Here is a 14,034-nt window from a genome sequence, read left to right on the forward strand (position 1 = left end):
TTATAGAAGTATTTTATAAAGATAGCGTGAAAGTAAAAAGAATGAATGAACTAGGAATAACTGTGCTACGATTTAGTGATGAACAAGTATTGTCTGATATGGAAAATGTACTTCGAGCCCTTGAAGATTATGTAAATGAATTTGAAAAACACACCCCTAACCCCTCTCAAGAGGGGAGTTAATCATTGTTAAACCTAATGGTGATCAATTGAAACGATTATAATTTGTCACTATAACATACAGATCGTTGTACTACGTTTCCAGTGGATATTGTTTTCATTCCCCTCTCAAGAGGGGAGTTAATCATTGTTAAACCTAATGGTGATCAATTGAAACGATTATAATTTGTCACTATAACATACAGATTGTTGCACTACGTTTCCAGTGGATATTTTTTTATTCCCCTCTTGAGAGGGGTTAGGTGTGTGTCATTTTGATATTTATAGAAGCTTATAGCAACGAAGTAATCTGTCGCTTCAATTTATTCCCCTCTTGAGAGGGGTTAGGGGTGTGTTGTTTTATTTAGAATTTATAGAAGCTTATAGCAACGAAGTAATCTGCCACTACAAGAATCAGATTGCCACAGTTTTTTTCAAAACTTCGCAATGACAAATAAAATTAATGAGCCTGCACTGAGCGCAGTCGAAGTGTCATTCCCAACTGAACTGGGCATCTTTTATCGATAATACTTGGCTGAAAATGTTTTCTTTCTAAGATTTATATTTTCTTATAATTCTTTTATAAATAATTACATAAAGGTTAATATTTTAGCCAAAAAGACTTATATTTGTTCTTATAGTTAATATAATAGCTAAAATGGGAAAATACAGTATTTCTAAATTACCTTCTGATGTGTTGAAAGAAATCTCACAAAAGCATCGAGTTTTAAGAAAAGAAGCTGCCATGACTCAATCGGAATTGGCAGAACGATCAGGGGTTTCATTGGGTAGTATAAAGCGATTTGAAAGGTCCGGACAAATTTCATTGGAATCATTATTAAAATTAATACACCTATTAGGGAGGTTAGCTGATTTTGAATTGATTTTAAATGTTAGTAGCACTACAAATTCTATTGAAAAATTATTTAGTAACAAGACACGGTAATTATGATAGGTATAAAAAGATTAGAAGTATCTATAAGTTTAGACGGTAATGAGATTGAATTAGGGGAACTAGTACAAGATAAAAAAAAGATATATTTTAAATTCACCTCTAGTTTTATAGCTAAAGAATTAGAAATATCCCCATTTAAAATGAAGCTTTCCAATTCAATACTTTCAGCAGAAACAGCACCTTTTAATGGTTTATTTGGTGTTTTTAATGATTCATTGCCAGATGGATGGGGACAATTGCTATTAGATAGAACTTTAATTTCAAGAGGAGTTGCACTTAGTCAAATAACACCATTAGATAGGTTAGCTTATGTTGGTGCTAAAGGGATGGGAGCTTTAATTTACAAACCCTCAATTGTACCTGAATTTAAATATGTAAATGACATAGTACTGGATACGATAGCCACTAATATGAAAGAAGTTCTTGCTGGAACAAGTAGTGAGGTATTGGAAGAACTTTTTAATTTAGGAGGCTCATCAGGTGGTGCAAGACCAAAGATTTTTGTGGGTTATAACCCCCTAACAGATCATTTAATTCACGGTTCAGAAACGTTACCAGATGGTTTTGAACATTGGATTATTAAATTTCCAGCAGCCATAGATCCTATAGATATAGCTAATATAGAATATGCTTATTATAAAATGGCATTAGATGCTGGTATTGAAATGAACCCATGTAAACTTTTTAGTGGGAAATCGGGCAAACACTATTTTGGGACCAAACGATTTGATAGGGAAAAAGGCAAACGAATTCATGTGCATTCTGCGAGTGGATTGTTGCATGATAATTTTAGATATAGCAATTTAGATTACGGACATTTAATGGATGCAGCTTTTAGACTCGAAAAACATACGAAGGCTTATGAGAAAATTTTGAGGCTGGCAATTTTTAATGTATATGCGCACAATAGAGATGACCATAGTAAAAATGTTGCATTTATCATGGATGCCGTTGGAAATTGGAAGTTTGCTCCAGCCTATGACTTAACTTTTTCACACACTTCACACGGTATGCACAGCACTATGGTTGCAGGAGAAAGCAGCAATCCAGGCAAAAAACAATTACTGAAACTAGCGGATGAGTTTAGTGTAAAGAATTTTAATGTAATATTGGAAAGTGTTCAAAATGTGATTTTTGATTGGACAAAATATGCAAGTACTTATGGTGTTTTAAACGAAACTACGCGTTTAATTCAAAAGGTTATCAACCAAAAAAAATATTAAAGAAGCAGATTACTTCCATAGTAAAGTATTCCCTCTTGAGAGGGGTTAGGGGTGTGTCATTTTGATATTTATAGAAGCTTATAGCAACAAAGTAATCTGCCAATTCAATTTATTCCCCTCTTGAGAGGGGTTAGGGGTGTGTAAAACTGAAATCTAAGAACCGTTATTGCAAATGTAATGAAGCAATCTGCATATTGTCATGAGATTGCTTCAATCGTACCTCTTTCGCAATGACGAAAAAAAAATAAGGGACATATTGCCATACCGAATCAAGTTCGGCAATGACGAAAAAATAAAAAAAGTTATAATTGTATTTATAATAATTACTATATTTGCTAAAAGTTATAAACGTATCTGTAATAAATGATATTCAAATTACCAAAAGATTTACAAAAAAGAACCCACTATATAGATCGGGTAGCACCTTTTATGGGTAAAAATATCATTAAGGTATTTACTGGCCAGCGCAGGGTTGGAAAGAGCTATTTGCTTTTTCAGTTGATGGCACTTTTGCGGGAACAGGATAAAAACGTTGCGATACTGTACATAAATAAAGAAGATTTGGATTTTTCTTTTATACAAACAGCAACCGATTTACAGGAGTATGTGTTGGCAAATAAATCAAAAAGCAGCAAAACCTATGTTTTTATAGATGAGATTCAGGATATTCTTCAATTTGAAGCCGCCTTGCGGTCGTTATTGTTGTATGAAGATCTTGATTTGTATTGTACGGGCAGCAATGCAAACCTGTTATCGGGTGATATTGCAGGCTATTTAAGCGGCAGGTATATTGAAATTGTGGTGTATAGCCTTTCCTATAACGAGTTTTTAGATTTTCATGCGCTAACCGACAGTTCCTCCAGTTTAGACAAATACCTTAAATACGGCGGACTTCCTTATTTAAAACATTTGCCCTTAGAAGATGCCATCGTTTTCGAATATTTAAAAAATATATACAGCACCATTGTGTACCGTGACATTATCAATAGATATTCTGTGCGCAATGTGCCTTTTTTAGAGAAATTGGTGTTATTTTTGGCAGGGAATATAGGAAGCATTTTTTCCGCGAAAAAAATAAGTGATTTTTTAAAATCGCAACGTATTAATATGGCACCCAATCAGGTTCAAACCTATATACAACACTTGGTAAATGCTTTTTTAGTGCATAAAGTGGCGCGATATGATCTTATTGGGAAACGCGTTTTTGAAATTGGCGAAAAATATTATTTTGAAAATCTGGGCATCCGCCACGGGCTTTTAGGTTATCGTTTGGAAGACAGAGGCAAAATTATGGAAAATGCAGTATACAATCATTTGCTGTTTAAAGGTTTTAAAGTACAGGTAGGGATGATGGGTGCAACAGAAATTGATTTTATTGGAGAAAAGGATGGCGAAAAACAATACATACAGGTGGCTTTAACCATCAACGAACCAAAAACAATGGAACGGGAGTTTGGCAATTTGAAAAATATTTCCGATAATTATCCCAAAACGGTTATTACGATGGATGCCTTTACGGGAAATACTTATGAAGGAATTGCCACCCTGGATTTGCGCAGTTTTTTAATGTCGTAAAATTTTTAAATAGGCATTAGGCAAAAGCCAAAAGGCAATAGAAATTGGGCAAAAGGTTAGTATTTTATGTAAATAGTGTAAAAAATACGTTGTTGCGAGAAGGCGCTAGCAACAAAGTAATCCGCCACTTCAATTTATTCCCCTCTTGAGACCTGTGCTGAGCGGAGGCGAAGTAGGGGTTAGGGGTGTGTCATTTTGATATTTATAGATACTTATAGCAAATAAGCTACCACTTATTCCAACAATCAGCCTGCTTCATTTCACTGCGTTTCTACCCAATTATTTAAAAGAGTTTTTAATTCCCCTCTTGAGAGGGGTTAGGGGTGTGTTCTTTTAAGTAAGTAATTTCATTACACATCACTTCCCAAATATAAACTTAACTATAATTCATTACCAAATAAAACTACGTAAAGTAGAAATTAAGAGCTCCTTAAAATTAGCTCAAGTCTTTTTAAAAAAAGCTTTTGTTGTTTTTGTTTAAAGCTTTTGATATTTTATGAATGGTACTGTATGCTTATAAAATGGACAACTTAAAGTTGCTAAAATTTTTATGATAATTTAGTTATTAACAATGCGTTTTTCATCAAATTACAACAAGCTGCTGTAGCTTTAATGAATATCAAATTTTTGTTATAGTCATTTTATACTTTTTGATAGTCAAATTAATGATAGTAAGTTGTTTAAGATTTTGATTGTTAATAAATGTTTTTTTTATAACATGCAATTTAGCGTAAATTTGACCTAATGTTTTACGTATAAAACAGGAATTTTTTTTTAATTAAATTTTAACAATTAATGGCAGTAAAAATCAAAACTGTTCAAAAAAGAAATCCGAGAGACATGAACGCTCCGGTAAAATTCTATGCTCAAGCAGTAGCCGATGGCAGTGTAGATTTAAATGATTTGGCTGAAATTATTGCGACACAGTGTACTGTTAGCAAAGCAGACTGTTACGCGGTGTTAATTGCTTTAGAAGGCAATATCATTCGCGAATTAAAAAAAGGACGAATTATTCGTTTGGGAGAACTTGGGAATTTCCAAGTAAGTATACGCTCAGAAGGGAGTGTAAATGTAGAGGAAGTTAGTGCCACTTCTGTTAAAAAAGCACGCATTAATTTTAGACCGGGATTTAGCTTACGCAGTATGCTAAAAACATTGGTGTACAAAAAAGCCCAAGATCAGGCCGCTTAAAAGCTGATTCTCAGGCAAATTTGGTTTAAAACTCTGAGTGCGAAAGCACTTAGAGTTTTTTGTTTTATAGAAACAAATGTACATAATTTTTGGATAAGATTTATTTTTTAAATGACAATAACACATAACAATTAAAAAACAATCGAATCTATTTGAACTTCCTTTGCAAAATCATATATTTACCATTAGTTAAAAAAAATGGTGATAAAATATAATCAAACTCCATACATTGCTGATTATAAGCCCTACCTATGAATAAGACAATCAAACATAAAGATGAATGGTTATTTGAAATAACTCCAAAAAATAAATTGTTAAGTTTTAACTTTAAAGAAGTTTGGCAGTACCGAGATTTATTAATGCTGTTTGTAAAAAGAAATGTGATTACGGTTTACAAACAAACCATTCTAGGCCCTTTATGGTATTTAATACAACCCATATTTACAGCGCTTACATTTACCCTGATATTTAATAAAGTAGCTAATATAGATACAGGAAGTGTACCACCATTTTTATTTAATTTAGCAGGAATAACCACTTGGAATTATTTTAAAAACTGTTTGCAGTCAACTTCAGATACATTTGCAGGAAATGCGGGAATTTTTAGCAAAGTGTATTTCCCGAGGATGATAATGCCCCTATCATCAGTAATTACCAACTTAATTCAATTTGGGATACAACTCACTATATTCATAAGTTTTTATGGTTACTACTATGCAAATGGAGCTGCTATAAGCCTTAATAGATATACTTTATTATTTCCAATTTTAATCCTTTTAATGGGGTTGATGGGTTTAGGCTTAGGAATGCTAATTTCATCGATGGTGACAAAATATCGAGATTTAAAATACTTGCTCAATTTTGGCGTGCAATTGTTAATGTACATCTCGGCAGTTATGTATCCGCTAGCATTAATGCGTGAAAAACTACCTAAATTTGCGTGGTTGGTAGAATACAATCCGATGGCGTACGTGATAGAATCTGCACGCTATATGTTGTTAAGTGATGGCTCATTTTCAATAAATGGACTTTTATATACTGTGATAGTTACAATTATTGTGCTATTTTTCGGAATCATTATTTTTAATAAAACGGAGAAGAATTTTATTGATACGGTTTAAGAAGTAATAAGTTGTAAATTGGGATTTTAAATTATGAAAAAAGCATTAATTACTGGAATTACAGGACAAGACGGAGCTTATTTAGCTGATTTTTTGCTTAAAAAAGGCTATGAAGTACATGGCATAAAAAGGCGGAGTTCTCAATTTAATACCGAACGTGTTGACCATTTATATAAAGATCCTCATGAAAAAAATGTCAAATTTAAATTGCATTATGGTGATTTAACAGATGCACTAAACTTAACGCGGATTATTCAAGAAATACAACCTGATGAAATTTATAATTTGGGCGCCATGTCTCATGTAAAAGTAAGTTTTGATACTCCAGAATATACTGCCAATGTTGATGGATTAGGGACGCTACGACTATTAGAATCAATTCGCTTATTAGGTCTTACAAAAAAAACAAAAATATATCAGGCATCTACTTCTGAATTATATGGACAAGCAAAGGAATTCCCTCAAAATGAAGAAACACCTTTTTATCCACGTTCTCCATATGCTATTGCAAAGTTGTATGCTTACTGGATTATTGTTAATTACCGTGAGGCTTATAACATGTTTGCATGTAATGGTATTCTATTTAATCATGAATCTCCTTTACGAGGCGAAACCTTCGTTACACGTAAAATTACACGTGCTGTAAGCCGAATTGCTTTAGGGCTGCAAGATACTGTCTATTTAGGAAACTTAAATGCAAAAAGGGATTGGGGACATGCCAAAGATTATGTGGAAGCTATGTGGCTTATGTTACAACAAGAGCAACCAGAGGATTTTGTGATAGCAACAGGAGTAACAACATCGGTACGTGACTTTGTAAAGCTTGCGTTTAATGAAGTAGGAATTGAACTCACTTTTGAAGGAAAAGAGAAGCACGAAATAGGAATAGTTACCAAGTGTACTAATAAAAATTATCAATTAGCTATTGGTAAAGAAGTGGTTAAAATAGATCCAATGTATTTTCGTCCAACAGAGGTTGATTTATTAATTGGTGATGCTACAAAATGTAGGCAAAAATTAAATTGGGAGCCAAAATATACATTGCAAGGATTGGTTCACGAAATGATGGAATATGATATTAATCTCTTTAAAAAAGAAGCGTTTTTAAAAAATGGAGGTTTTGAAACTTTAAATATGTTTGAATAATACTAAATGCAAAAAGATTCAAAAATATATATTGCTGGGCATCTTGGAATGGTAGGGTCTGCTATTATGAGAAAACTGAAGAATGAGGGTTTTATTAATTTAATACATAAATCTTCTGAAGAGTTAGATTTAACAAACCAGCAACAAGTTATTTCATTTTTTAAGAATGAAAAACCTGAGTTTGTTTTTTTAGCAGCCGCCAAAGTTGGTGGTATACAGGCAAACAATACATACAGAGCACAGTTTTTATATGAAAATTTAATGATTCAAAGCAATGTCATACATCAAAGTTATGTACACAATGTAAAAAAATTATTATTTTTAGCATCTTCTTGTATTTACCCAAAGTTTGCTGAGCAACCCATAAAGGAATCAGATTTATTGACAGGATTGTTAGAATACACAAATGAACCCTATGCAATTGCTAAAATAGCGGGCGTTAAATTATGTGAGAATTACAATAAGCAATATGGAAGTAATTTTATTTCTGTAATGCCAACCAATTTATACGGATCTAATGACACATATGATTTAAATAACGCACATGTATTGCCAGCATTATTACAAAAATTTCACCATGCTAAAATAAATAATTTAAAAAACGTAGAGGTTTGGGGCTCTGGCACTCCAAAACGAGAGTTTTTACATGTAAACGATTTAGCAGACGCTTGTTATTTTTTAATGCAAAATTATAAAGGAAATATTGCACTAAATATTGGAACAGGAAATGATATTTCTATTAAAGAACTAGCCATGTTAATTAAAGATATTGTTGGTTTTCAAGGTTCAATTTATTGGAATAATGAAAAACCTGATGGAACACCACGTAAATTATTAGATGTTTCTCTAATACATAATTTAGGCTGGAAACATAGAATAGAATTAGTAGATGGAATTAAAGAAGTGTATCTTAAAAAATTTATGAGTTAATATGGTTGTATTTGAAAGTGAATAGTAAATAGAATTACTATTATCGGTCTTGAACCAAGAAGAATTTAGGTGTTGATTATAAATTTTACAAAATAAATAAAAACAATTGAACAAAACCATTTTAAAAATAGAAAACCTTAGTAAACAATACCGGCTTGGATTGGTAGGTACTGGAACCTTGCAAGACGATTTAAAACGTTGGTGGTATAATCTTAGAGGAAAAGAAGATCCGTTTTTAAGAGTAGGCGATGTTAATGATCGAAGCACTAAGGGAAAATCTGATTACGTGTGGGCGTTGCAAAACATTAATTTTGAAGTAAAACAAGGGGAAGTACTGGGTATTATAGGAAAAAATGGCGCAGGAAAATCTACCTTGTTAAAAATATTGTCAAAAATCACGAGCCCAACTACTGGAAGTATTAAATCTAGAGGTCGTATTGCGTCTTTGTTGGAAGTAGGTACAGGATTTCATGGAGAAATGACTGGCCGAGAAAACATTTTTTTAAATGGTGCTATTTTGGGAATGACCAAAAAGGAGATTGCCGCTAAATATGATGAAATAGTCGAATTCTCAGGCTGTGAACGCTATATAGACACACCAGTAAAAAGATACAGTAGTGGCATGACGGTACGCTTGGCTTTTGCCGTAGCGGCTTTTTTAGAACCCGACATACTTATTATTGACGAAGTATTGGCGGTAGGCGATGCCGAATTCCAGAAAAAAGCAATTGGCAAAATGCAAGAGATTTCTCAAGGTGAAGGACGTACCGTGTTGTTTGTTAGCCATAATATGGCAGCAGTAAAAAGTTTATGCACCCGAGCAATGGTATTGGAGAATGGAGAAATCGTATTTGATGGAGGTGTTGATGCCGCCGTTGAATATTATTTAGTTGGGGATTCTGAATATAAGAATATTAAGGTTTTTTCTACAGAATATGATAAAGATGATTTTAACTTGCATGAAATTAGTATTAATCCGGTTGGAAAAGTTTCAGATTTTGTTTTAGATGAAAATACAACCATTGAAATTAACACGATATTTACTTTAAAAGAAACGAACAAAAAATTGCATATTACTTATGTTTTAAATAATGAAAATGGAGATGTGTTGTTCACATTTTCTCATTCAGGGAATAATTTAAAATTAAAACATGGCGTCAATAAATTAAAATGTATTTTACCAAAAGGGTTTTTAAATATTGGAACATACTATTTGTCTTTTTATGTGATTGAAAATTCAAAAACAACTTTATTTGTTGAAAAAGATATAATGATGTTTAATGTACAACATGGAGAAAGGGAAATTGGCTCATGGTTGGGTAGAGAGCCTGGTTTTATTAAGCCTGTCTTTAATTGGATAATTGAATAGAAATGAAAAAGTTAATTAAAAGAATACTTATTAAACTGCTAGGGCCCATCATTACAAAAATTGGTTATGTAAAAAAGACCAATAAAGTAAAAGCTATTGAATTGGATAAAAATTACCTATTGTATAATTTCTTTACCAATATATTATATATGGGTTTTTACCCAAAACATATTGTTGATATTGGTGCCAATCATGGAACTTGGACAAGAGAAACTTTAAAATATTTTCCAGAAGCACATTACACATTATTAGAACCACAAAAATGGCTGATGGCCTCATTTCAAGATATTTTAGATAACAATCCAAAAGTTCAGTTTTACCCAGTTGGTGCTGGAGCAAAAGAAGGTTCATTTCAATTTACTATTGTTGACAGAGATGATAGTTGTTCTTTTAGATATACCCAAGAGGAAGCAAAAGAAGCTGGGTTTAAACAAATTGAGATTCCTGTAGTCACTTTAAATAAATTGCTTGCTGACAGCGAATTACCTTTACCAGATATTATTAAAATTGATGCAGAAGGTTTAGATATTGAAGTGTTGAAAGGAGCCACCAATTTTTTTGGAAAAACTGAAATATTTATGATTGAAGCAGGCGTTGTTAATAAAATATTTGACAATAGTTTTTTGAAAGTGATTAATTTTATGGACGAAAATGGTTATCGTTTATTTGAAATCACAGATTTAAACAGATCTATACATATAAAAGTATTGTGGTTGGTTGAATTGGTATTTGTAAAAAAGGGCGGATATATTGACTCTCAAATAATTAGAATATGATTAACGTAACTAAAACATTTTTACCACCACAAGCCGAATACAACGCTATTCTTAAGCGTGCTTGGGATAAAAACTGGCTGACGAACAGGGGTGTTTTGGTACAGGAATTGGAAGATAAACTAAAAAATTATTTAGGGGTAGAACATATAATTGCAACTACCAATGGCACATTGCCTTTGCAAATTGCCATAAAGGCATTAAAATTAACCGGCGAAATTATTACAACGCCATTTTCTTATGTAGCGAGTACATCAAGTATTGTATGGGAAGGATGTACACCAGTTTTTGTTGATATTCATCCAGAATATTTAACAATTGATGAAACCAAAATTGAAGCTGCTATTACGACTAAAACCTCAGCTATTTTAGCCACCCACGTTTTTGGAAATCCTTGCAATGTGGAAGCTATTGAAATTATTGCGAAAAAGCACCATCTAAAAGTAATTTATGACGCCGCCCATTGTTTTGGAGTAACTTACAAAGGGCAGTCTATTTTTAACTATGGTGATATCAGCACTTGCAGTTTTCATGCCACCAAAGTATTTCATACAGGTGAAGGCGGTGCGTTATTTTCTAGTTCCGCAATATTAAACGATACATTATTCTATCATCATAATTTTGGGCATAAAGGAGCGTTGGAATTTCAAGGTTTGGGTATCAATGCAAAAATGAGTGAGTTACAGGGTGCTATGGGATTGGCGGTATTGCCTTATATGAAAACTATTTTTACAGAAAGAAAAAAAGTAGTTGATTTTTATGATAAAAATATTGACTTTACTAAAGTTCGAAAAATACAACTTAGAGAAGGAACTATTTGGAATAATAGTTACTACCCAGTTATTTTTGAAAGTGAAAATCAATTGTTAATAGTTGAGAAAGAATTAAATAAACATCAAATTATACCTAGAAGATATTTTTATCCATCACTCAATCAATTACCATACTTAAAAGGAAGATCTATGCCTATTTCAGAACATATAAGTTCTTGTATATTATGTTTACCTTTATATTTTGGTTTGAAATTAAAAGAGTTAGAATTTATTTGTAGTTTAATCTAAATATTTAAAAAAATCTTATCAAGAAAGGAAAACATTGATATTGGACTTAATAATTTTTATTATTATATTTTGAATTAAATTAGAGTAATATGTATAATATAGCAGTTACAGGTGTTGGTGGTGGTGTAGGTCAGAGTATTTTAAAATCTCTTGCAGAAACAGATTATAATTTAATAGCTTTAGATAGCGAATTATTGGGAGTGGGTTTATATGCTTCAAAAACTGCATATGTAATTCCTTATGCTAATGATAACAACTACATAGTTAAATTATTGGAAATCTGTAAAAAAGAAAAAGTAGCATTATTATTCCCAGGTTTAGATGCGGAGTTAATGATTCTAGCTTTAAATACCGTTACTTTCAAAGCAATTGGAACAACGATTGTAGTTAGTAAGCCAGAAGTCATAATTATGGCAGATGATAAGTTACAAACATATGAAACACTAATTACAGCTGGTGTTAATGTACCATTTACTACTTTGGCAAAAGGATTTAATCCTATTGAAAAGGATTTTCCATTAATTTTAAAACAAAAGGTAGGGGGCGCTCGTTCTAAAAATGTTTTTAAAATAAAAAATAGTTTAGAATGGCAAGATACTCTTGAAAAAATTGGGAAATTCATATCAAATTACATTGTTATGGAATATATTGAGGGGAATGAATATACATGTGGTACAATTAATTTAGATGGTTATTGTAAAGGTGTAATCATAATGAGGCGGATATTGAGAGATGGTGATACTCATAAATGTTTTTCTGAAAAAAATGAAGTCATTGAAAAAGAAGTAAGACTTGTTGTTGATACCATTAAACCATTTGGAGCATGTAATGTTCAATTGAGAATTAAAAACAGTATACCTTATGTTTTTGAAATAAATGCTAGATGCTCAGGAACTACAGCTGCCAGAACACTTTCTGGGTTTAATGAACCTAAAATGATTGCCGATTATTTGTTAAAAGATATAGAGCCTAAGTTTAAAATTAAAGAGCATACTATTTTAAGATATTGGAAAGAGTTAGTTGTAGAAAATGATGAGATTCAAAAAATGAATGAAAATAATTTTTTAAGTAATTTGGAAAAATTAGTAAAATTATGATACTTTTTACTGGTAGTGGAGCTATTGCAGAATCTTTTTCAGAAATTTTCCCTTGTGAAATTATTTCAGCCCGCAATCTAAATGACAAGGATTTAACGTCATATATTATGAAAGCAGATGTAATAATTCATAACGCTGCAATTATAAATGCTAAAAGTTTTAGATCCTATATTGATGGTAATTTTATGTTGACAAAAAGAATTATTGATTTAATTTACAAGGTTAAACCATTAATAAAATTTATAAATATTAGTTCAATGAGTATATTATTAAACAATGATGAATATTTGCAGGCTGATAAAATGACAGAATACGCTTTTTCTAAATTTATATCTGAGATATATTGTTTGAAACACCCATTAGAAAGGTTAACAAATGTTAGGTTTTCAACTATTTTTTATGGAAATGAGAAGCGAGATGGTATATCTAAATTGATTTATGATTCTTTTAAAAATAACGAAATTAATATTTATAATGAAGGTTCTGCATTAAGAGATATTATACCAATTAAAATTTTATGCCAGTATTTATATAAGTTGTCTAAAGTACAAAATTTTGAAAAAAAAATTAATATTGTATCAGGGAAACCAATTAGTTTTAGAAGAATTGTTGAGATTTTAAAAAATAAAAACGACAAGTTAATTATTAATGATATAGTTTATAATCCATCGTCTGTATTAGCTAATTTCTCAAAAAAAGACATTCTAAATATTGGAGAAATCGGTTTTGATATAGAGGATGAGGTATTAAATTTTTATAATAAACTAAATGAAAATTTTAATTTATAGCGATGTTCACGGCAATCTTCCTGCATTTGAAAAAATGATTACTCTCGAAAAAAATGTTGATGGATATATTTGTTTAGGAGATCTAGTAAATTATGGGCCTTGGAGTAATGAATGTGTAGATTTAGCAATGTCATTACCAAATTCAAGGGTAATTAAAGGAAATCATGAAGAAGCTTTTATTGAAGGTTTTTACCGAGGAACAAATTCATTAGTTCAAAAATTTTTCAATATAACTTTTTCTAATTTCCAAAGAAAAGAGAGTATTGAATCATTTTTGGCAGAAACTATATTAGATAAATTTATTTGTAAACACACAATTAGAGATAATTATATTTATCCAGACACTCAAATTCTTCTTGATAATAATTATATAATTGGGCATTCACATCATCAATTTGAATATAAGAATAATAATTTTGTATTATACAATGCAGGTAGTGTTGGACAAAATAGAAAATATATAAATGAGTCGAACTATTTGATTTACGACACAGATTTGAAAATAATTGAAATGAAATCTGTTTGGTATAATATTGATTTAGTAATTAATGAAATGAAATATTTATCATATCCTATAGAATGTATAAATTATTACAGAAATAAGCTAATCAAAGATTAATAATAATATCTACTCTTAAATTAGTTTA

14 protein-coding genes are annotated in these 14,034 nt (G+C 31.2%); all 14 read left to right on the top strand.

Annotated features, from left to right (window positions below; translation table 11 throughout):
- Positions 1–182 (top strand): DUF559 domain-containing protein (locus tag Q8S45_RS04315; protein WP_305601548.1); only part of this gene is annotated, 182 nt, incomplete at its 5' end.
- A 634-nt stretch (positions 183–816) separates the two neighbouring features.
- Positions 817–1,104, top strand: coding sequence for a helix-turn-helix domain-containing protein (locus Q8S45_RS04320; RefSeq protein ID WP_305601550.1), 288 nt, complete (start codon positions 817–819; stop codon positions 1,102–1,104).
- 2 nt (positions 1,105–1,106) lie between these two features.
- Positions 1,107–2,336: a type II toxin-antitoxin system HipA family toxin gene (locus Q8S45_RS04325; protein ID WP_305601552.1), complete on the top strand. Its 1,230-nt coding sequence runs from the start codon at positions 1,107–1,109 to the stop codon at positions 2,334–2,336.
- A gap of 363 nt (positions 2,337–2,699) precedes the next feature.
- Positions 2,700–3,911, top strand: coding sequence for an ATP-binding protein (locus Q8S45_RS04330; protein ID WP_305601554.1), 1,212 nt, complete (start codon positions 2,700–2,702; stop codon positions 3,909–3,911).
- 795 nt (positions 3,912–4,706) lie between these two features.
- Entirely contained in the window at positions 4,707–5,102 is a 396-nt protein-coding gene (locus Q8S45_RS04335; protein ID WP_305601557.1) for an HU family DNA-binding protein, read from the top strand.
- Between the two features lie 251 nt (positions 5,103–5,353).
- Positions 5,354–6,223, top strand: coding sequence for an ABC transporter permease (locus Q8S45_RS04340; protein WP_305601559.1), 870 nt, complete (start codon positions 5,354–5,356; stop codon positions 6,221–6,223).
- 33 nt (positions 6,224–6,256) lie between these two features.
- On the top strand, positions 6,257–7,369 hold the full coding sequence (gene gmd, locus Q8S45_RS04345) for a GDP-mannose 4,6-dehydratase (RefSeq protein ID WP_305601561.1): 1,113 nt from the start codon (positions 6,257–6,259) through the stop codon (positions 7,367–7,369).
- A 6-nt stretch (positions 7,370–7,375) separates the two neighbouring features.
- On the top strand, positions 7,376–8,299 hold the full coding sequence (locus tag Q8S45_RS04350) for a GDP-L-fucose synthase (protein ID WP_305601563.1): 924 nt from the start codon (positions 7,376–7,378) through the stop codon (positions 8,297–8,299).
- A gap of 106 nt (positions 8,300–8,405) precedes the next feature.
- Positions 8,406–9,668 (top strand): ABC transporter ATP-binding protein, encoded by a 1,263-nt coding sequence (locus Q8S45_RS04355; RefSeq protein ID WP_305601565.1) that lies wholly within the window; start codon positions 8,406–8,408, stop codon positions 9,666–9,668.
- Between the two features lie 2 nt (positions 9,669–9,670).
- Positions 9,671–10,444 (top strand): FkbM family methyltransferase, encoded by a 774-nt coding sequence (locus Q8S45_RS04360; RefSeq protein ID WP_305601567.1) that lies wholly within the window; start codon positions 9,671–9,673, stop codon positions 10,442–10,444.
- Positions 10,441–11,502, top strand: a complete 1,062-nt coding sequence (locus Q8S45_RS04365) for a DegT/DnrJ/EryC1/StrS aminotransferase family protein (RefSeq protein WP_305601569.1) — start codon at positions 10,441–10,443, stop codon at positions 11,500–11,502. Before Q8S45_RS04360 ends, Q8S45_RS04365 begins: the two co-directional genes overlap by 4 nt.
- Positions 11,503–11,591: 89 nt before the next feature.
- Complete coding sequence (locus Q8S45_RS04370; RefSeq protein WP_305601574.1) at positions 11,592–12,599, top strand: ATP-grasp domain-containing protein; 1,008 nt, start codon at positions 11,592–11,594, stop codon at positions 12,597–12,599.
- Positions 12,596–13,387 (top strand): NAD(P)-dependent oxidoreductase, encoded by a 792-nt coding sequence (locus Q8S45_RS04375; RefSeq protein ID WP_305601576.1) that lies wholly within the window; start codon positions 12,596–12,598, stop codon positions 13,385–13,387. Before Q8S45_RS04370 ends, Q8S45_RS04375 begins: the two co-directional genes overlap by 4 nt.
- Positions 13,368–14,006, top strand: a complete 639-nt coding sequence (locus tag Q8S45_RS04380) for a metallophosphoesterase (RefSeq protein WP_305601578.1) — start codon at positions 13,368–13,370, stop codon at positions 14,004–14,006. Before Q8S45_RS04375 ends, Q8S45_RS04380 begins: the two co-directional genes overlap by 20 nt.
- The last annotated feature ends 28 nt before the right edge of the window (positions 14,007–14,034 follow it).

Origin of the sequence: Lutibacter sp. (assembly GCF_030692605.1) — a bacterium.
Lineage (GTDB): Bacteria > Bacteroidota > Bacteroidia > Flavobacteriales > Flavobacteriaceae > Lutibacter.